The sequence below is a fragment of the Bradyrhizobium sp. HKCCYLRH3059 genome, assembly GCF_051168035.1.
GTDB lineage: Bacteria > Pseudomonadota > Alphaproteobacteria > Rhizobiales > Xanthobacteraceae > Bradyrhizobium.
This window is the reverse complement of the sequence record NZ_JBNPUF010000007.1, coordinates 185,242-205,048: the sequence shown is the minus strand read 5'-3', so window position 1 is coordinate 205,048 and position 19,807 is coordinate 185,242. Positions and strand designations below refer to the sequence as shown.

17 protein-coding genes are annotated in these 19,807 nt (G+C 66.2%); 6 read left to right on the top strand and 11 right to left on the bottom strand.

Annotated features, from left to right (window positions below; genetic code table 11):
* Positions 1-101 precede the first annotated feature (101 nt).
* Positions 102-2,600: a TonB-dependent receptor gene (locus ACQR13_RS22515; protein ID WP_434863251.1), complete on the bottom strand. Its 2,499-nt coding sequence runs from the start codon at positions 2,598-2,600 to the stop codon at positions 102-104.
* Positions 2,601-2,779: 179 nt separating this feature from the next.
* On the bottom strand, positions 2,780-3,160 hold the full coding sequence (locus tag ACQR13_RS22510; RefSeq protein WP_434863250.1) for a DUF2946 family protein: 381 nt from the start codon (positions 3,158-3,160) through the stop codon (positions 2,780-2,782).
* 466 nt (positions 3,161-3,626) lie between these two features.
* Between ACQR13_RS22510 and ACQR13_RS22505 the strand changes: the two genes are divergently transcribed.
* Entirely contained in the window at positions 3,627-4,118 is a 492-nt protein-coding gene (locus ACQR13_RS22505; protein WP_315753608.1) for an AAA family ATPase, read from the top strand.
* 112 nt (positions 4,119-4,230) lie between these two features.
* Here the strand turns inward: ACQR13_RS22505 and ACQR13_RS22500 are convergent, their stop codons facing one another.
* Positions 4,231-4,485: a hypothetical protein gene (locus tag ACQR13_RS22500; RefSeq protein WP_316187620.1), complete on the bottom strand. Its 255-nt coding sequence runs from the start codon at positions 4,483-4,485 to the stop codon at positions 4,231-4,233.
* A 92-nt stretch (positions 4,486-4,577) separates the two neighbouring features.
* Positions 4,578-6,263 (bottom strand): methyl-accepting chemotaxis protein, encoded by a 1,686-nt coding sequence (locus ACQR13_RS22495; protein WP_315712876.1) that lies wholly within the window; start codon positions 6,261-6,263, stop codon positions 4,578-4,580.
* Positions 6,264-6,757: 494 nt separating this feature from the next.
* On the opposite strand from ACQR13_RS22495, the gene ACQR13_RS22490 reads away from it, so the two are divergent.
* The gene (locus tag ACQR13_RS22490; protein WP_434863249.1) at positions 6,758-7,726 is read left to right on the top strand and encodes an AraC family transcriptional regulator; all 969 of its coding nucleotides are present in this window, start codon (positions 6,758-6,760) and stop codon (positions 7,724-7,726) included.
* Between the two features lie 118 nt (positions 7,727-7,844).
* On the opposite strand, the gene ACQR13_RS22485 is transcribed toward ACQR13_RS22490, so the two are convergent.
* Positions 7,845-8,576 carry an alanyl-tRNA editing protein gene (locus ACQR13_RS22485; protein WP_315825096.1) on the bottom strand — a complete coding sequence of 244 codons (732 nt, stop codon included), beginning with the start codon at positions 8,574-8,576 and terminating at the stop codon, positions 7,845-7,847.
* Positions 8,577-8,751: 175 nt separating this feature from the next.
* A complete protein-coding gene (locus tag ACQR13_RS22480) occupies positions 8,752-9,477 on the bottom strand; it encodes a hypothetical protein (protein ID WP_316225656.1) in 726 nt (241 codons plus the stop codon).
* 60 nt (positions 9,478-9,537) lie between these two features.
* Here ACQR13_RS22480 and ACQR13_RS22475 point away from each other — a divergent pair, with 60 nt between their 5' ends.
* Complete coding sequence (locus ACQR13_RS22475) at positions 9,538-11,088, top strand: flavin-containing monooxygenase (RefSeq protein WP_409998680.1); 1,551 nt, start codon at positions 9,538-9,540, stop codon at positions 11,086-11,088.
* Positions 11,089-11,301: 213 nt separating this feature from the next.
* Here the strand turns inward: ACQR13_RS22475 and ACQR13_RS22470 are convergent, their stop codons facing one another.
* A complete protein-coding gene (locus ACQR13_RS22470) occupies positions 11,302-11,754 on the bottom strand; it encodes a MarR family winged helix-turn-helix transcriptional regulator (protein WP_315753628.1) in 453 nt (150 codons plus the stop codon).
* Positions 11,755-11,854: 100 nt separating this feature from the next.
* On the opposite strand from ACQR13_RS22470, the gene ACQR13_RS22465 reads away from it, so the two are divergent.
* From ACQR13_RS22465 to ACQR13_RS22455, 3 genes are all read left to right on the top strand, one after another.
* Positions 11,855-13,777: an FAD-binding monooxygenase gene (locus ACQR13_RS22465; RefSeq protein WP_316192909.1), complete on the top strand. Its 1,923-nt coding sequence runs from the start codon at positions 11,855-11,857 to the stop codon at positions 13,775-13,777.
* Between the two features lie 136 nt (positions 13,778-13,913).
* A complete protein-coding gene (locus ACQR13_RS22460) occupies positions 13,914-14,159 on the top strand; it encodes a PilZ domain-containing protein (protein ID WP_315712872.1) in 246 nt (81 codons plus the stop codon).
* A gap of 84 nt (positions 14,160-14,243) precedes the next feature.
* Positions 14,244-15,113: a tetratricopeptide repeat protein gene (locus tag ACQR13_RS22455; protein WP_315712870.1), complete on the top strand. Its 870-nt coding sequence runs from the start codon at positions 14,244-14,246 to the stop codon at positions 15,111-15,113.
* Between the two features lie 131 nt (positions 15,114-15,244).
* Here the strand turns inward: ACQR13_RS22455 and ACQR13_RS22450 are convergent, their stop codons facing one another.
* The 4 genes from ACQR13_RS22450 to cpaB are packed head-to-tail and all read right to left on the bottom strand — an operon-like array spanning position 15,245 to position 19,583.
* Positions 15,245-16,513 (bottom strand): AAA family ATPase, encoded by a 1,269-nt coding sequence (locus ACQR13_RS22450; protein ID WP_316187617.1) that lies wholly within the window; start codon positions 16,511-16,513, stop codon positions 15,245-15,247.
* Positions 16,510-17,247: a CpaD family pilus assembly protein gene (locus ACQR13_RS22445; RefSeq protein WP_315712867.1), complete on the bottom strand. Its 738-nt coding sequence runs from the start codon at positions 17,245-17,247 to the stop codon at positions 16,510-16,512. Before ACQR13_RS22445 ends, ACQR13_RS22450 begins: the two co-directional genes overlap by 4 nt.
* A 33-nt stretch (positions 17,248-17,280) precedes the next feature.
* Positions 17,281-18,750, bottom strand: coding sequence for a type II and III secretion system protein family protein (locus ACQR13_RS22440; RefSeq protein WP_410052254.1), 1,470 nt, complete (start codon positions 18,748-18,750; stop codon positions 17,281-17,283).
* 17 nt (positions 18,751-18,767) lie between these two features.
* Entirely contained in the window at positions 18,768-19,583 is an 816-nt protein-coding gene (gene cpaB / locus ACQR13_RS22435) for a Flp pilus assembly protein CpaB (RefSeq protein WP_315712864.1), read from the bottom strand.
* Positions 19,584-19,807: the final 224 nt, after the last annotated feature.

Here is a 19,807-nt window from a genome sequence, read left to right as displayed (position 1 = left end):
GTTACGTCTCGCTCGTGCCGCTCGTCGCGACGCCGTGGTCGTCTGGCGCCCGCTCTCGCCCTGTCCCGCTGGCGGGACAGGGCGAGATACGAATGCCGGCGTCAGAATTCCAGGTTCGCACCCAGATAGAACGAACGTCCGGGGCCGGGAACGGCGGTGCCCCACATCGTCGCGGTGCCCGATACGCCGCCGCCGGTGGCAGCGACGGTGCCGGCCTCCTTGTTGAACGACATCGATGCGCCCTCGCCGATATAGGCGCCGCCGAGCGGCAGGTAGTAGAGCTTGTTGAACAGGTTCTCGACGCCGAAGCTGATGCGCAGCCTCTGCCAGGTGTAGTTGCTGCGCAGGTTCACCAGGCTGTAGCCCGGGGTCTTGAGCTCGTTGCGCGCGACGGAGACGTCGGACTTGCGGCCTACCATCACCAGCTCGAGGCCGCTGTCCCAGCCGTCGAGCCGGTGCGTGAGCGTCAGCCTGCCGTTGACCGGCATGATGTTGTAGAGACCGCTTCCGGTGTCGAGATTCCGGCCGTTGGTATAGCTCAACACTCCTTTCAGGCCGAAATCGCCGATCGGCGTCCTGCCCAGCGGCACTTTGCCGGACAGATCGAAGCCGTACAGCCGTGCCTGCTGGTTCATGTATTTCATGATCACGAACTGGTTGGCGACGGCAGGCACGGCGGCGGTGTTGGTGGCGGCCTTCCACTGCACCGCATCGATGTAGTCGCGTACATGGGTGTAGTAGGGCGTGAGCCGGATCTCGGCCTCATGGTCGGCGCTGTGCCAGGCGCCGGTGAAGCTCACGGTATGGGCGACCTCGGGTCTCAGATTGGGGTTTCCGAGATAGCCGTTGCCGTCGCCGACGAAGTTGTTCATCTCCAGCGCCATGGTGTTGCGCGACCAGGAATAACGCTCGTAGAGATTCGGCGAGCGGGTCTTCTGCATCGCGCCGAACTCGAAGGTGAGATGGGCGCTCGGCGTGTTCCGGAACAGCGCCGTCAGATCGACATTGTTGTCCTTTCGCGAGCGATCCATGGCGTTGAACGCCGCGCGGGAGCCAACAGAGCTCGTCTCGTACATGCCGGACATGAATCCCGATGTCAGCGGCGTGGTGCTGGTGTTGTAGCCGACGACCGGTCCGGTGTCGGTCTCGACGCGTTCGAACCGCACGCCCAGCAGCGACAGCCAGGACGGGCTCCACTTCGCCTCCCACTCGCTGAACACGCCGGCCCGGTCGCGCTTGCCGCCGTTGATGTTCCAGAACGTCAGTGGCGCCATGCCGCCGATGCAGTTGCCGACGCCGCAATCGGGGGCCGGCGGCCACCAGTCGTCGAGACGGTAGGTCTGCAGGTCGACGCCGACGCGGACCACGTCGCGGGACGACAGCGTGATGTCGGCCTTGGAGGTCAGGCCGTTGGTCTTGGTGTGCGTATACATCGGCATGCCGTTGACCGGATAGCGCGCACCCGTCGTGTTCGGCGGGCTGAGTGTGCCATACGAGAACAGCCGATCGCCGCCGAAGTCCATGTAGTGATCGACGGACTGGTGATAGAGGCGGGTGTCCAGATCTCCCCAGTCGAACCGGCCGAGATGGTGCAGGTTGAAGCTGTAGGCATCGTTGCCCAGCATGTCCATGCGCTGGTTCGGGTAGAGCTGATAGGGGACCTCCTGCACTCCCGCCTTCAGCTCGATGAGCTGGCCGTCCTTGTTCCAGGCGATGCCCATCAGATGATTCCTGGTCTCGTAGGCGGATGAGCCGACCTGATCGAGGGGAAGCACCGGCGTGATCGAACTCCTCAGGGTGAAGTTCTTGAAGTTGCCGCCGGCCGTATAGTTGTCGGCCTTGACCGCAGCGCCGCTGTAGCTGACGCTGTAGTTCTCGGTGGCCATGGTGGCCGACAGGTTGACGCCGCGCACGTTGCCGTTGCTGCGGTAGAACGTGCCGATGCTGCCTTTGGTCAGCAGGCTCTGCCCCGGCGCCGCGAACAGGGCCGCCGGCGAGCTGACGGCGACGGTGCCGCCGATCGAGTCGCCGCCGACGCTCACGGGCGTGATGCCCGCCCAGACCTTGGCCGCGGCGACCTGGGCCGGATCGATATAGGACAGCGCCGGGTTCATGTGATTGGGACACGAGGCGATGGTGTCCATGCCGTCGACCTTGATGCGCAGGCGGTCGTCGGCGAGGCCATGGATCGCCGGCAGGCTGGAGACCCCTCCGGCCGAATAGAGGCTGACTCCGGGGACATCCGCAAACAGCGCAGCGGTGTCGTTCGTGGTGGCGCGCTTCGCCAGGATGTCATCCGGTGCAACCGAAGTGGCGCCGGGAGGCGCGCCGACGCCGTCGGATGAGGCCGCCTGCGGCGGTGGCGCGCTGGCCGGATTGGTCGCCGCATGTGCGCCCCTGCGGCGGACTGCCGTTCGGGCGGCCGGCCGGGGCTTCGGGACAGCGACCGTCACCTGCGGCAGCGTGGCGGCGGAGCGAGCCTGCGATGGGTCCTGCGCGAGCACGGGACTCGAAAGGGCGAATGCCAGCAGCGCCGGCGATGTGAGCACGGTGGTTGAGCGGAGCAACCGCTGCCGGACGGGTGTCGAACAATGGTCCATGAGGGGATCTCGGAATAGGAATGGGAGAGGCGCCCGGCTGCGAGCGCGCCGTGGCCTCGTGAACATGTCGCGACGAGGCGGCTCCGGGCACGGCTGCGGCGACCGCCGGACGGCAGCCCACAGCGCGCGCGGACGAGACCGGCCGCATCGTGACGGGATGAGATGTCTGGAGTATCGGCCTAGAGGGCCGCCGGTGGTCCGCGAGCGACCGGCAGTTCGAGCGCAGGCCGAGGCGCCGCAACGAGGTCTGTCCGCTCGATCAGGATCGCCACGACCACCGGCATCGGCCGCGCCACGGCGGGGACGTGCGGGACAGTGACGCCGCGCCCGAGCGCACAGAACGGACAACTCGCGCATTGCTTGGCCGCAGTGCCGATGTCGTCCGACGTTGGATCGTCGGCGGAGCTCTGACAGATGACGGCGACGGCATCGGGGGCCGCAACCGCAGCGCTCATCGCGGAGAGCGCCAGCGCGGACTGGAAGATCAGGGCCCATGCCGCGAACCAGACGAGAGCGCCGCCGAGCCGCGACAGCGCTGCGCGCCGCCGCGCCGAGCGCATGCGCGCCTCACGTCGTCCTGATGCGATGCCTTGTAGTTGACGCCCTTGACGAGCCACCGACTGACGCCCCCGTCCCTCGCAACTACCTACAGGAGCGGACATCCGGTTGGCAATGGACGACACGCGGCCGGCTCGACTCCCGTCGCAGTGGATCAATTCGGCCACAGTGAAGTGACTTCAACTCATTCGCGAGCGGCCGGTGCGACTGAAATGCGCGCGGGCCATTCTTGCGAGTCGAACTCAATCGCGGCGCGGTCTCGCGACGGATGACGGCCGGGCCTGGACGCCGTCAGCGACATCTGTCAAATATATCCTCATGACCTTCCGCATTCGCATCGCAGGCGCTGCCGTCAGCAGCCGAATTACCGACCCGGCCTGATCCGTCGGGCCGGGCGCTTCCGCCTGCGAGAATTGCCTGTGAATGCTCTTGGCGCCCGAAGATGCGCCGTATGCGAGGTCTGTATCCGTGTCTCCCAACCAACCGACGCTGCACCTCGTGTGCGGCAAGATCGCTGCCGGCAAATCGACGCTCACCGCGGAGCTCGGCCATCGCCCGGCCACCGTCGTGGTCGCCGAGGACGACTGGCTGTCGCGGCTCTATCCCGGCGAGCAGAGCAGCCTGGCGGACTACGTGCGCAATTCGTCACGGCTGCGCAGCGTGATGGGGCCGCACGTCGTCGCGTTGTTGCGAGCCGGCGTTTCGGTCGTGCTCGACTTCCCCGCCAACACGCCGGCGAGCCGCGCCTGGATGCGCGGTCTGTTCGAAGCCGCCGGCGTGCCGCACCAGTTGCATCACCTCGACGTGCCCGACGAGGTCTGCAAGGCGCGGCTGCGCGCCCGCAACGCGGAAGGCCGCCACGCCTTCACCGTGACCGACGAGGAGTTCGACCTGTTCACTTCATACTTCGTGGCGCCGACCCCGGAGGAAGGATTCGACGTGATCTTGCATCGGCCGTGACCTTGCGGCGGCGACTGGGACTGCTGTCGTCCCGCTGGCTTGTTGGCGGCAATCCTGGCGGTGCGCGTCGCCGCGCAACCGTCAGCCGTGCCGCGGCGATCACCGCCTGGTCTCAGAAGATTGCGTCCAGCGCGCTTTCGGCAGCGGAGATGAGCGCGCGCACCTTTGCGCTCTCAGACAGTAGCGCGGCGAATGACGGGTCCGCGCCGATGTGCTGATCCAACTCATCCAAGGCGTTGCGCCACTGCTGCAACTCTTGCTGGAGGCGTTCGGTCTGGGGACGCAGGAGTGCCCGACAAGCCGCCACGGCGTGCTGTTCGACGAATCGCGAGGAATCGGGAGCAGGAAAATGAATGATGTCGGCCACGGTCTTCTCGTCAGCGCCTTCTGGTGAACGCCCGCATTCGATCGCTTATGGGGCGGCGACCCGCCGGGCTCCGCCGCCCTGGTCGCGCGCAGCTAAGCCGCGGTCCGGGCGGCCAAGGCCTGAGCTTCGGCTGCGGCGCGGGCCATGCTGGACGACATCTCGTTCGTCACCGTGCTCTGCTCTTCCACCGCCGCCGCCGTCGAGGTGACGTATTCGCTGACGCTGTTGATCGCCTGCTTGATCGAGTTGAGCGCCGTCACGACGTCGCCCGAGATGCCGTTGAGGTTCTCGATTTCCTGGGCGATCTTGTCGGTGGCCTGCTTGGCCTGGTTGGCGAGGTTCTTGACCTCGGCGGCGACGACCGCAAAGCCACGCCCGGCTTCGCCGGCGCGGGCGGATTCGATGGTGGCGTTGAGCGCGAGCAGGTTGATCTGCCCGGTGATGTTGTTGATCATCTCGACGATGCCGCTCATCGCCTGCGTGGCTTCGGACAGCCGCTGCGCCTGGCCGTCGGCGGATGCCACCTGACCGACGGCGCCCATCGCCGTCTCGCGGGACTTGGTCATGGCTTCGGAAATCTCCCGCACAGACGCGTTCAACTCCTCGGAGCCTGCTGCGACGGATTCCATCATCGCACGGACGCGCTCGTTGCCTATGCGCACCAGCACCTGCCTGGTGACGTCGGTCGCATACTTCACGACCTTGAACGGCTTGCCGTTGAGATCGAGGATCGGATTGTACGAGGCCTGGATGTAGACCTCCTTGCCGCCCTTGCCGATGCGTTTGTATTCCGCCGCCTGATACTGCCCCCGGTTCAGGTCGGCCCAAAACTCGCGATATGCGGCACCATCGCGCTCCGAAGGCTCGACGAACATGCTATGATGTTTGCCTTTGACCTCGGCCAGGGTGTAGCCGAGCACATGCAGGAAATTGTCATTCGCGGTGATGATCGTGCCGTCCATGTTGAACTCGATCACAGCCTGCGACTTGCCGATGGCATCGATCTGGCCGGCCAGATCCGCGTTCCTGAGCTTCTGCGCGGTGACGTCGGTCGCGAACTTGACCACGCCGAACGGCTTGCCGGCGGTATCGAGCATGGGATTGTAGGTGGCGAGAATCCAGACCTCCTTGCCTCCCTTGCCGATGCGCTTGTATTCGCCGCCTTGATATTCGCCGCGATTGAGGGCCGTCCAGAACTCGCGATACGCCGCGCTGTCGCGCTGTGACGGCTCGACGAACATGCTGTGATGCCGGCCCTGGATCTCGTCGAGCCGATAACCCAGAACGTCGCAAAAGTTCTGGTTCGCCGTCACGACCGTTCCGTCCAGCTTGAACTCGATCACGGCCTGGGCGCGATCGATGGCAGCGATCTTGGAGCCGTCCGCCATGCTGCGCAGCTTTTTCGCGGTAATGTCGGTCGCGAACTTCACCACCTTCACCGGTCGGCGGTTGCCGTCGAGAACCGGATTGTAGGACGCCTCGATCCAGACCTCGCCGCCGCCTTTGGTGATCCGCTTGAATTCTGCGGCCTGGAATTCGCCGCGGTTGAGAGCCGCCCAGAATTCGCGATAGGCCGCGCTGTCCCGCTCGGCCGGCGCCACGAACATGCTGTGATGCTTGCCCTGGATCTCATCCAGCCGGTATCCGAGCGTATCGAGGAAGTTCTTGTTTGCCGTGATGATCGTGCCGTCCATGTTGAACTCGATCACGGCCTGCGAGCGGCTGATCGCGTCGAGCATGGCCTGTGCGTCACCCTTGGCGTGTCTGCGGCCGAACATTCTCTTTCCTCTCTAGGTCTGCTCTGCCGGGGTTTCGGCACATGCACGTCTGTCGATTTCCAGGACCTTGGTTCGCTGGGGCCAAACGCCGCCGCGAGGCCCGACTCTGGTCCAGAGTGAGCGGATCGTAGTTGAATCGAATTATCCAAGTATTTGTCCGATCCCCGACAGATCGGCCGTATGCTGCCGCTCCGATGACCCCGATACCCATCGCATTTGGCCGCTTGGTACGCCGTTGTTCCGAGCGAGCCATTGGACGACCCGGCGCAGACCACGGCCAGCCCCGCGAGGCAGCATTCTGTCCGTAACAATACGGGGTGTTCGGTTATCACCGCGAAAATCGTACGCCCCCTCGCGCCGGGACGTTGTCCGAACTGTGGAACTGAACGAAATTCGTGCTTGCCACGTGTCCTAACGCACGGCCTTGTGCTCACGCGCCTGACGATTGCACGAGGGTTGACCAGGTGGTGATGCCGATCGGGCGGAGGAGCTGTTTGGGTCAAATCTCATATCTCGATCGATATCCGCTGTTTCGCTCGCGTGATCGCGAGTTCGCGCGCGATCGCTTGTTCAGCATCTACGCCGTCGATCGTTTCGACAGCTCCGACTCCAGCTTCGGCATCGAGGCCAATCTTGCGCGGCTCAGCACCGCGGGGCTGGCGTTCTGCTCATATGCGGGCGCGGCGTCGGTGTCGTTTCCGGAATCGACGATCTACAGACAGTTCTTCTCGATCCAGGGCACTGCCGGATACAGGACTGCGCGAGGCCACCAGGCGATCGTCGCCTGGAGTCCCCTGATATCCGGGGATTCAAGACTGGATCTCGAATTTCCTGCCGGCTACTGCCAACTGGTGGTCAGGGTCGAAAGCGCGCCTTTGCACCAGCTGTTGAGAGCCATGCTCGGCGATGACAGAGATACGAATCTGACCTTTGACGAAGGCCCAACCGATCCTGCTGTCATGGCTCTCGTCCGCCAGGACGTTTTCAGGCTTGCCGGTGAGTTGCAGATGTTCGGAGCGGACTACTCGCCGATAGCCATCGCAGAGCTCGAGCGGAGCTTGATGATCCGGCTCCTGCTTGCAAATCGGCACAGCTTTAGCAGCCGCCTGCTGAATGCGCCCCAGCGAGTCAACCGTATGGTTGTCGATACCGTCGAGTCCTATATCGAGGCACATTGGGACGAGCCTCTGGACCTCGAGAAGATTGCCGCGATCGCGGGGGTCAGCGTCCGGTCGATTTTCCGCGAGTTCTCGGAGTCGGGACGCGGATCACCCGGCCAGTTTGCCAAGCGCGTCCGACTTCAGCGGGCATCCGAACTTTTGCGACGGCCCGATGCCAACACAAGCGTCGTGTCGGTCGCCTTCAAATGCGGCTTTGGCAATCTGGGCCGCTTTGCCAGCGAGTACCGTCAGATGATGGGTGAGTTGCCCTCGGAGACGTTGCGGAACGCAAGGAAGACGTGAGCTTCCATGGGATCACGGACGCGCCTGCGTTACAATCGTATCGGACGTCGAGCGATGATATACGCGTTTGACAATGTGCATTGCGACGCCGGCCGTTTCATCGCGAGCCGCGCGATTCTCAAGCCGTGACGAATCCGATCCTCAACCGCCGGTTCTGCCGGCCCTTGTTGTCGACCTTGAGAATGCGGATGCGCCGCGCCTGCGCCGTCGAGACCAGGTGCGTGCCGCCGCAGGCCTGGCGGTCGAGGCCGTCGATGTCGACGATGCGGATCAGGCCGTCGGCCTGGCGCGGCGGGGCGACCGATTTGGCGCGAAACAGGCCCGCGGTCGCCTGCGCGTCGTCATAGGGCATGTCGAAGGCGCGTACCGGGCGATCGTCCGAGATCGCCGCGTTGACCGCGTCCTCCACCGCGCGCAGCTGCTCCGGCGCCAACTTGGGCAGGTCGAAGTCGACGCTGAACTCGTCGGTCTCGGTCATGCGGACGCCGGTCAGCAGCGCGCCGTCGAACAGGGTGTAGACGGCGCTGTTGACGAGATGCGCCACCGTGTGCTGCTCGCTCATGCGCTGCCGGAACGCCGGATCGACGTGCAGTTCGATCGCCCCGTCCGGGATGGCGTCATCACCGATCAGGTGCCAGATGCCGTCGGCGGTCGGCTCGAACCCGGTGACGACGCGGACGATCCCGTTCCACGTGATCGTGCCGCGGTCCGGCAATTGTCCGCCACCGCCGGGATAGAACGGCGAGCGCGCCACCAGCACCGCGCCGGGTCGCGCGTCGAGCGCGGTGATGTCGAGCTCCAGCACGTCGGGACGATCGACAGCGAAAGGGCGGGGCAGGAAGTCGGTCATGCAGAACGGCTCGCAATCGCATCGCCCGGATGAGCGGAGCGACGTCCGGGTTCATCGAGACGGCGCGTGAGGCCCCGCATATCGCTGCGCTCATGCGGGCCACGAAGCTACGACGATACGCAGCATCGCCGCGCTGCGCAAATGGCCGTTCCTGTCTCGGCCGCAGCGCCGGGTCTCAACGGCATGCGGCCACCGTGAACCACGCCATGCGAAACGCGCCATCGCCCAGGCGCAGGCACACGGTGTCGCCCGGCTGCAACCTTTCGTACAGCGCCTGCGCAACATGGGCATCGGTGGCTCGCGCGAACGGGCCCCACGGCTCGAGCGTCACCTGATGCGTGGCGAGCCGGCTGTGGCCGAGATGCTTGGCGAGCACACGGCTGCGCAGCAGCGCCGGCGCCGAGCGGTCGAGTGCGGTGTTGAACTGGCCAAGCGTCCCGAACGCATAGGCGGCGACGAAGAGAGCGGCGAGCAGCAGCCGCCAGCCGCGGCGGCGGAGCTGGGTTTCGAACCGCGCGGCGACGATGAGGAAAATGATCGCGACCGCGGTCGCGAAGGCTGTCAGCGGCAGCCAGTCGACGAGATTGATGTCCGACAGCGTGCGCGCGGCAAGCGTGCCGGCCGCCACGATGCAACCGGTGCCGAGATTGGCGCCGTAGCCGGAGCCGAGGCCGATGCGGAACCGCCCGGGAAAGCGCAAGGTGAGGATGAGCGCCACCAGCGGGATGACGGTGACGACCGCGATCAGCTGGCCGGCCGGAAAGCTCGGGAAGAGCGACCAGGCTGCGAGCCCGATTGCGAACAGCGAAAAGCCCAGGGCGATGCGCTGCGACGGCGCACCACTGCCGTCCCGGCTGTCGCTGTCGCCGGGCCTGTCGTCGCGCGGGTGGGGAGCGTTCATCACCAGATCCGTATCGAGGGTGTTTCCCGCTGATAGCGGAGGAGGGTTGACCGACGACGAATGCGCCGGCGATTTGACAGCGACGAGCCGGGTTGCGACTGTCCGCAGCCAGAGCAAGAAAGCCGCACCAGGAAACGCCAGGAACACCTCATGTCAACAGAGCATGTCGACGTGCTGATCGTCGGCGCCGGGCTGTCCGGCATCGCCGCCGCCTATCATCTGCAGCACAAGTGCCCGAGCAAGCGCTTCGCGATCCTGGAGGGGCGAGGCGCGATCGGCGGCACATGGGACCTGTTCCGCTATCCCGGCATCCGCTCCGACAGCGACATGTACACGCTCGGCTATTCGTTCAAGCCGTGGACCGATCCGAAGGCGATCGCCGACGGGCCGCAGATCCTGAAATACGTCCAGGACACCGCGACCGAGAACGGCATCGACCGCCACATCCGGTTCAACCATCGGGTCCGGCGCGCGTCGTGGTCGAGCGCGGACGCACGCTGGACCGTCGAGGCCGAGCGCCGGACGGAGCAGGGCACGGTCGAGACAGTGTCGATGACCTGCGGCTTTCTGTTCATGTGCTCCGGCTACTACCGCTACGAGTCGGGCTATCTGCCGGACTTCAAGGGCATGGCCGATTTCAAGGGCCGCATCGTGCATCCGCAGGCCTGGCCGGAGGATCTCGACTATGCCGGCAAGCGCGTCGTCGTGATCGGCTCCGGCGCGACCGCGGTCACATTGGTGCCGGCGATGGCCAAGTCCGCCGCGCATGTGACGATGCTGCAGCGCTCACCGACCTATGTGGTGTCGCGCCCGGCGCAGGACGCGCTCGCCAACAAGCTGCGCCGGCATCTGCCCGCTGGCCTCGCCTATCACCTGATCCGCTGGCGCAACGTGCTGTTCGGGATGTATTTCTTCCAGCTCAGCCGGCGCAAGCCGCAGCGGGTCAAGCAGCTGATCCTGGGCGGGGTGCGCGCCGCGCTGGGCCCCGATTACGACGTCGCCACCCATTTCACGCCGCGCTACAACCCGTGGGACCAGCGGTTGTGCCTGGTGCCGGATGGCGACCTGTTCAAGACCATTCGCGAGCAGCGCGCCTCGGTGGTGACGGCCGGGATCGAGACCTTCACCGAGCGCGGCTTGCGCCTCACCGACGGCCGCGAAATCGAGGCCGATATCGTGGTCACCGCGACCGGGCTGGTGCTGCAGGTGCTCGGCGGCATCGAGGTCGTCGTGGATGGCCGCACCGTCGATTTCGCCAAGACGCTCAACTACAAGGGCATGATGTATTCCGACGTGCCGAATCTGGCGGCGACGCTCGGCTACACCAACGCGTCCTGGACGCTGAAATGCGACCTCACTTGCGAATATGTCTGCCGTCTCCTGAACTACATGGACCGGCACGGCTATCGCCAATGCGTGCCGCACAATGACGATTCCACCGTTACGCCGCTGCCGTCGCTGAGCTTCAGCTCCGGCTATGTGCAGCGCGCGGTCGCCGACCTGCCGAAGCAGGGCTCCAAGCGGCCGTGGCGGCTGTACCAGAACTACGCGCTGGATATCGTCTCGCTGCGCTTCGGCAAGGTCGACGACGGCGTGATGCGGTATTCATGAGGGCAGGGGGAATCGGCAACGTGGTGTGAGTCTGCGTCAAGATCTCTCCACGGCGTCATGGCCGGCCTTGTCCCGCCCATCCACGCCGACATGCCGGGCAACCACGAGATGGATGTCGGGGACAAGCCCGACCATGAGCAACTAGGTCGCAGTTCGCCCGGGGTGAAAGGCACTTTCGGCGTGCGCCCCCATGTCCGAATGCAATGCCCTCCATCACCGCTCCGCCGCCCCCTCCCGCAGCGGCGCGCGGCTGAGATCGTTGCCGGCGGCGATCGCCTTCTGCATGAGGCGGATCAACTCCTTCGCCTCGGCCTCGCTGAGGCCGCGCACCATCAGCCGCTGCGCCGCCTCGACCGCCGGCGTGATCGCCTCCAGCGTCCTTCTCCCCTCGTCGGTGATCAACAGCTCCCGTGACCGGCGGTCGCGCGCGCTCGCACGGCGGACGACGAGGCCCTTCTGTGCGAGCCGGTCGATCACTCCGGTGATCGTGGTGCGGTCATAGGCGATCAGGCCAGCGAGCGTGATCTGGTCGATGGCCGGGTTGGCCGCGATCGCCGCCAGCGCCGCATATTGCACCGGCGTCAGGTCGAAGCCGGCCGCTTCCACCTCCGCCAGGAACACCGCCACGGCGATCTGCTGAAACCGGCGCGCCAGGTGCCCCGGCATGTCCCGCATCTCGGTCAATTCGAATCTCCTGTCACCAGCTTGACAAGCATACTGATGATCAGCATACTGATCAATAAGAATGGCGAGGGAGGGTGGTCACGTGCAGTTTCATCTCAACGGCTTCCAGCCGGGCGATCCCGAGATCTTCGACGCGGCCGAACGTGTCGCGAGCGCCGGCGCGACCGGCCCGCTGCCGCCCGAGGCCGATGTCCTCATCGTCGGCTGTGGCCCCGCCGGGTTGAACCTCGCTGCCCAGCTTTCCGCTTTTCCGGACATCAGGACCTGCATCGTCGAGCAGAAGCCGGGCCGGCTGCTGCTCGGCCAGGCCGACGGCATCGCCTGCCGCACCATGGAGATGTTCCAGGCCTATGGTTTTGCCGAGAAAGTGCTGAGGGAAGCGTGCTGGATCAACGAGACCACGTTCTGGAAGCCGAGCGACCAAGACAGCAAGCATATCGCGCGCAGCGGTCGCGTGCAGGACGTCGAGGACGGCCTGTCGGAGATGCCGCATGTCGTGCTCAACCAGGCTCGGGTCCACGATTTCTTCCTGGACGTGATGCGCCGTTCGGCCGCGAAGCTCGAGCCGCACTACGCGCGGCGACTGCGTGATCTGCGGATCGATCCGGCCGCGGGCATCGACGCGCACGGCGTGACAGTCAGCTTCGATCGCATTGATCCGGAGCATGAAGGCCAGGTGGAGACGGTGCGCGCGCGCTACGTCGTCGGCTGTGATGGCGCGCGCAGCGTCGTGCGCAAGGCGATCGGCCGCGAGCTGCACGGGGATTCCGCCAACCACGCCTGGGGCGTCATGGACGTGCTCGCCGTGACCGACTTTCCCGACATCCGCTTCAAGTCGCTGATCCAGTCCGCCAAGGACGGCAGCCTGCTGGTGATCCCGCGCGAGGGCGGCTATCTCGTCCGGCTGTATGTCGAGCTCGCCAAGCTCGAGGTCGGCGAGCGCGTGGCCGGGCGCAACATCACCGTCGACGAGGTGATCGCCAAGGCGCAGCGCATTCTCGCGCCCTATACGCTTGAGGTGAAGGAGGTCGCGTGGTGGTCGGTCTACGAGATCGGCCAGCGCATCACCGACAAGTTCGACGACGTGCCGGAGGCCGAGGTCGCAACGCGGCTGCCGCGCGTCTTCATCGCCGGTGACGCCTGCCACACCCACAGCCCGAAGGCGGGGCAGGGCATGAACGTGTCGATGCAGGACACGTTCAATCTCGGCTGGAAGCTCGCCGCCGTGCTGGGCAGGCGTTGCGCGCCGCAGCTCCTGCACAGCTATTCGGCCGAACGGCGGGCCATCGCCCAGGAGCTGATCGATTTCGATCGCGAATGGTCGGGAATTCTTGCCTCCGCCGCCAAGCAGGGCGGCGCCGATGCGGCCAGGACGCAGGACTATTTCGTCCGTCACGGCCGCTACACGGCGGGCACCGCCACGCACTATCGGCCCTCCGTCCTCACCGGCGACGACACTTTCCAGCCGCTCGCCACCGGCTTCGTCATCGGCAAGCGCTTTCACTCGGCGCCGGTCATCCGGCTCGGCGACGCCAAGCCGGCGCAGCTCGGACATGTCGTGCAAGCCGACGGCCGCTTCCGCATCTTCGCTTTCGCGGCCGCGGAGGATCCGGCCGCGCCGGGGTCCGCGATCCGCCGCCTGTGCACATTCCTCAGCGAGGATTCGGCCTCGCCCGTGCGCCGCCACACCCAGGTGGGCGCCGACATCGACTCCGTGATCGATCTGCGCGCGGTGTTCCAGCAGGGGCATCGCGAACTCGCGCTCGAACGAATGCCGGAGCTGCTGCTGCCGCGGAAGGGCCGTTACGGTCTTATCGACTACGAGAAGATGTTCTGTGCCGATCTGAAGAGCGGCCAGGACATCTTTGCGATGCGCGGCATCGATCGCGCCGCGGGCTGCATCGTGATCGTGCGGCCCGATCAGTATGTCGCCGACGTCCTGCCGCTCGACGACGTCGGGAGGCTGTCGGCGTATTTCGATCGTGTGCTGCTGCCGGTTCGCTGAGGGATGCAGAGGGTAAACGAAACCCAAATCCGGTCGCCGGATTTCCGGGCTTGGCGCTAGCCAGATCCCAAGGTTTCCTCGCTACAAACGAGGTCTCCGGATTGGACGATTGAGTGGGTGAGACGTCGAAATGTTGATGTTGGCGAACCGTCGCAAGAGTGAACGTCGGCTGTGCAGGAGGATCGCGAAGATTCACTATGGCAACGGCAGCCTGCCGCGGGACTGCACGGTCACGGATATTTCCGACGGCGGCGTCAAGGTGATCGCCGAATTCGTCGAGATTCCCCCGCAGTTCACCATCGTCTTCGCGCCCGACCACCAGCGCAAGTGCCGGCTGGCCTGGCGCATCGGCTGCGAGTTCGGCGCCGAATTCATCGATTGAGCGGGCCGGCCGCGCCCGCTTAACGGGACCTTAGGGTTAATCTGCCAGCGTGCAGATCATCTGGTCCCGAAGTAGTTCAGTTGCATGCGTACGCGGCCCCTTCGCTCTCTCCCTCTGCTCCGGCCGGCCGCGTTCGCGCTGTCGTTCACGGCCGTGCTGCTCGGTCTCGGCGCCTGCCAGACCACCGATCTCAGCGAGGTCACGGGGGCACTGGGCGGCAATCCCGAAAAGAGCCGCGCGGCCGCCGCCGACCCGCGCGCCGAGATCGACCAGCTCCGCGAGCGCTTCCGCGCCAATCCCAACGATCCCGAGGTGGCGCTGCGCTATGGCAGCGCCCTGCGCGGCACCGGCCAGCGCTCGCAGGCGGTCGCCGTGCTCGAGCAGGCGACGATCGCCAATCCCGGCAACAAGGCGCTGCTGGCGGCCTTTGGCCGCGCGCTTGCCGACAATGGCAATTTCCAGCAGGCGTTCGACGTGCTCAGCCGCGCGCATTCGCCCGAGGATCCCGACTGGCGCATCCTGTCGGCGCAGGGCGCCACGCTCGACCAGATGGGGCGCAACGAGGAGGCCCGGCAATACTACATGACGGCGCTGAAGATCGCCCCTGACGATCCTTCCGTGCTGTCCAATCTCGGTCTCTCCTATGCGCTCTCCAACGAACTGCCGAAGGCCGAGGAGCAGTTGCGCAAGGCCAGCGCGCACCCCGATGCCAGCCCGCGGGTCCGGACCAATCTCGCCGTCATCGTCGGCCTGCAGGGCCGGATGAGCGAGGCCGAGAGCATCGCGCGTTCGGGGCTGCCGCCGGAGCAGGCCAGCGCCAGCGTCGCCTATGTCAAGCGCATCCTGGAGCGCCGCAAGATCGCGCAGCGCGAGCTGTCGCCGCGCCGCGACCGTCCGGTGGCCGGCGAGCCCGACAAGGCGCTGGCGCGGGCACTCAGCCGGTCCGACGACTAGAGCATGATCCGGAAAGTGGAAACCGGTTTTCCCTCGCGACAAACGCCAACGGCATTTACGCGGAGATCATGCCCAAACAAAGAGATGAGATCATGATGCGAGTCCCTGGAATCGCATCATGATCTCAGGCGCTATTTCGCGCCGAGCAGTTTCGCGATCGGCGCCAGCAGCGAGCCGCGCTGCGGCTTGTGGTCGATCCGTCCGGTGAGCCGGTTCGCGATGTCCTGGAACAGTTTTGGCGTGCGGCTCAGCCCCGATATCTCCGCGATCATCTGGCCGTTGTTGGCGGCGGTGCCGAACAGTTTGCAGTCGAACGGGATGACCGCGACCGGCTCGGCCTCGACGGTCTTGGCGAAGCGCTTCAGGTCGATCTCCGGCCGCTTGGGCATGCCGACCTGGTTCAGGCAGTACAGCGGCGGCCGGTCGTTGGGACGGGAGGCCTTGAGCACGCCGAGCAGGTTCTTGGCGTTGCGCAGGTTCGCCAGATCGGGCTCGGCGACCACGAGGATGTCGTCGGCATTGATCAGCGCATGCCGCGTCCAGGCCGACCATTGGTGCGGCACGTCGAGCACGATGCATTGCTGGGTCATGCGCAGGGTGTCGAAGATCGCGTCGAATGCGTCGGCGCCGAAATCATAGACGCGGTCGAGCGTCGCGGGCGCGGCGAGCAGGTTGAGATTTTCGGTGCATTTGGCGAGCAGGCGCTCCATCAGCGCCGTATCCGGCCGGTCCGGCTGGAACACGGCGTTGGCGATGCCCTGCAGCGGATCCTGGTTGTAGTCCAGCCCCGCGGTGCCGAACGCCATGTCGAGATCGATCACGACCGAATCCAGCGTCAGGTCGCGCGCCATGCTCCAGGCGACGTTGTGGGCGACGGTGGAGGCGCCGACGCCGCCCTTGGCGCCGACCACGGCGACGATGCGGCCGGTGATGACGGCCTCCGAGGCCGAGAACAGGCTGCAGACCGAGCGGATCACGTCGATGGTCTCGACCGGGCCGAGCACGTAGTCGTTGACGCCGCGCCGGACCAGCTCGCGATAGGCGACGCCGTCGGACGGGCTGCCGATCAGCACCACGCGGGTGCCGGGATCGCAGACGCTGGCGAGATCGTCGAGGCCGCCGAGAATGTCGCCGCCGGGCCTGGTCTCGATCACGATGACGTTCGGCGTCGGCTGCGAATGATAGGTCTCGATGGCGCGCGGCATGCCGCCCGCCTTGATCGTGATGTGCGCCTTGCCGAGCCGGCGGTCCTGGCTCGCGGCGAGGATCGCGGCCGAGGTCTGGTCGGTTTCGCAGAATGCCTGCACCGAGACGCGCGGGACCGGCGCGATGTGATCGTCGAGGGCCGGGCCGGTGGGGCCGGGCTGCTCATCCTGGCTCTGACGGGACGCGTTGATCATTTGCCTGTATCGCTGAGCTTGGCCTTGTCGGACTCCGGATACGCCACCGCCGTCGACTCGCCCTTGCGGTACTTCTCGAACAGCGCGGAGCGGCGCGGCGTGTAGGCGGCCATCTCCGAGCGCGGCTGCTCGAGATCGGCCGGGTTGTCGATCATCGCAGCGAGGTTGCGCTGCGTGGCGCAGCCGAAATTCTGATAGTGCTGGTTGCTGCTGTAGCCGGGATTGCTGAAGTTCGGCCCGAGGTCGTCGGGCCACAGCCCGCAGGGACCGGCGACGGCGGCGATCTTCGGATAGCTCAGCCGGATGACGGCGAGCTGCCGCGGATCGTCGGGCATGGTGTTGCGCAGGGTGATCGCGTGCGAGGGAACGCCGCCGGCGGTCAGCACGGCGCGGATCTCGCGGTAGGCGTCGGCCGCGGCGCGCGCATTCGACGTGCCCGTCGGCACCTCCGCCATGATCCCGCCGGTGCCTTCGCGCAGCCATGAGCGCGCGAGCCCCGCGACGTCCACGCGCTGCTGGTAGGTCAGGCCGCCGCGGCCGCTGCCGATGAAGACGACGGTCGACTGCCGGCCTTCCTCGATCGCGATCGGATGGCGGATCTTGTAGTCGTCCGGGATCGTCGCGACGACCTCACCGGTGGTGGTGTTGCAGGCGCCGAGCGTGAGCGCCAGCCCCGCGATGGCGACGATCCGGCGCAGCGCGCGCCTGCCGTCTGGTATGGATGTTGCCGACATGATCGTTCCCCCGTGCCCCGTCGTCCCGCAATCTCAGTCGATGATGAAGCCGAAGCCGGCCGGCTGCCCCGTGGCCGCGTCGACCCTGGCGGCGATGCCGTACAGCCGGTTCATGCGGCCGAGCAGCGCCGACTCCGAGTCGGTGGCCGGCGCGAAGCCGTCGTCCGGACGCGACAGCTCCTTCTGGGCGACGGCGCGCACGACATAGGGCGTCACCAGCACCATCAGCTCGGTCTCGTTGTTGACGTAGTCCTGGCTGCGGAACAGCTGGCCGAGCACCGGCAGCTGGTTGAGCCCGGGCAGGCCGTTGATCGCCTGCTTGGTCTGGTTCTGGATCAGGCCGGCCATCGCCATCGAGCCACCGGAGGGGATCTCGACCGTGGTCTCGGCGCGGCGGGTGCGGATCGCGGGGATCGTCACCGACGAGGTCGAGGCCGAGGTCAGCGCATAGGACACCGTGATCGCGTTGTCGTTCGACAGCTCCGACACCTCCGTCATCACCCGGAGGCTGATGCGGCCTTCGCCGAGCACGACGGGCGTGAAGTTGAGCGAGATGCCGAACTTCTTGTAGGTGATCGACGTGCTGCAGACCCGCGTGGTGGGATCGCAGGAATAGCCGCCGGGAATCGGGAACTCGCCGCCCGCGATGAAGGTCGCGGATTCGCCGGAGATCGCGGTCAGGTTCGGCTCGGCGAGCGTCTTGACGACACCGGCCGTCTCCATGGCGCGCAGCGTCGCCGAGACCGACGACAAGCCGCCGCCGGTGGCGGAAAGGCCGTTGGGGCCGACCAGCGACTTGCCATAGGCGGTGAACGGGTTGGTGTTGTTGAAGTTCACCACCGCGGTGCCGTAGTTCAGGCTGGCGCTGAGATCGATGCCGAGCTGCTTGACGATCTCGCGCCGGACCTCCGACACGTTGACCTTCAGCATCACCTGATCGCGGCCGCGCACGACGATCGAGTTGACCACCTTGTCGGCACCGCCGACCAGGCGTGCGGCGATCTCGCCGGCCTGCTGCGCCTCGACCGGGCTCGACACCGATCCGGTCAGGATCACGCCTTCGCCGACGCCGTCGATCTTGACGCCGGGAATGCTCTGGCTCAGCGCCTGGCGCACGCCGTTGAGATCGCGCTTGATCGCGATGTCATAGGCGGCGACCTGCTGTCCCTCGCCGTCGAAGAACACGACGTTGGTCTGGCCGACTGCGGCGCCGATGATGTAGGCGCGCCGGGCCGAACGGACGACCGCGTTGGCGACCTTGGGATCGGCGACCAGCACGTCCTTGACGTCCTGCGGGAAGTCGACGACCACCGACTTGCCGATGCCGAGCGAGAGGAAGCGCACCTTCGACGAGCCGACCGAAACCACCGGCGTCTCCGGCCTGTCGTCGGCCGCCTTCACCGGCGTCAGCGCCGGATTGAGCGCAAGCCCGATCACGGCCGATGTCGATAGCGCGCGGACGACCCACGTCCCGAACTTTGCGCGTTGATGCCCACCCATCATCTTCCTCGTCCTTTCGGTCACTTCTGCGCCGTGAGCGAGCTCGTGATCCCATAGCGAATGATCTCGATGGCGCTGCCCCGTCGCGCCATCTGCTGCTGCTGTTGCTGCGCCTCGGTCTTGTTGCCGTCGGCGGCGTTCACGTCGGCGATGCTGCGCAGCGCCAGCGCCAGCGAGCCGGCCTGTCGCGCGCGCGCCAGGGTCTCGGCCTGCTCGGGCCTGAGCTCGAGCGTCACCGTCTTGCCGACGACGGTGTTCTGGCCTTCCTTCTCCTTCGGCGCCTGATCGATCGCGAGCACGCGGACGTTGGAGAGAATGATCTCGGAGCTGACGAAGTCGGCGGCGCCGGGCTTGTCAGGGTTCTTGTCGCGCTTCGACAGGATGACGTCGACGCGGTCGTTCGGCAGGATGAAGCCGCCGGCGCCGGTCTCGGGCGAGATCTCGGTGGAGATCGCGCGCATGCCCGCGGGCAGGATCGCCGCCATGAAGCCGGAGCCGTCCGCCTTCACCAGCTTCTGCTCGCGGATCGGCTCGCCGATCACGAACGGCGAACGGGCGATGGTGCCGACCAGCTGATTGGCCGCCTCGGGACGGTCGCCGCGCCGGATGAAGATGTTGCTCGCGGCCTCGGGCCAGGTCTGCCAGATCAGGTCGCCGGGCTTGATCGCCTGTCCGAGCCCGATGTCGGTCTTGGCGACCAGCACCTCGACCGTCGGCAGCTGCACGACCGGCGCCACGGGCGCCTGCCGCTGGCCGTCGGAATTGCTGACCAGATAGGCCGCAACGCCGCCCGCGCCGAGAGCGATGGTTAACACCACGATGCGTGCGGTCATCATACGCGTGACTACTCTGCTTACTCATACGCCCGGGGCGACGCGCGAGCCGACTGACAGCCGTCCCCCTCACTTACGACTAAGCGGCAATAGTATAAGCGAAATTGAACGGCATGGGCTGCAGCAGCTGCCGTGCCGACCGATTGCGCAAGTGGTGAACAGGTTGTTAGCAAGCAAATAGCGAAACGACGCGAATGTGTTAGCTGTTTGCTCGCAGCGCGGTTGCG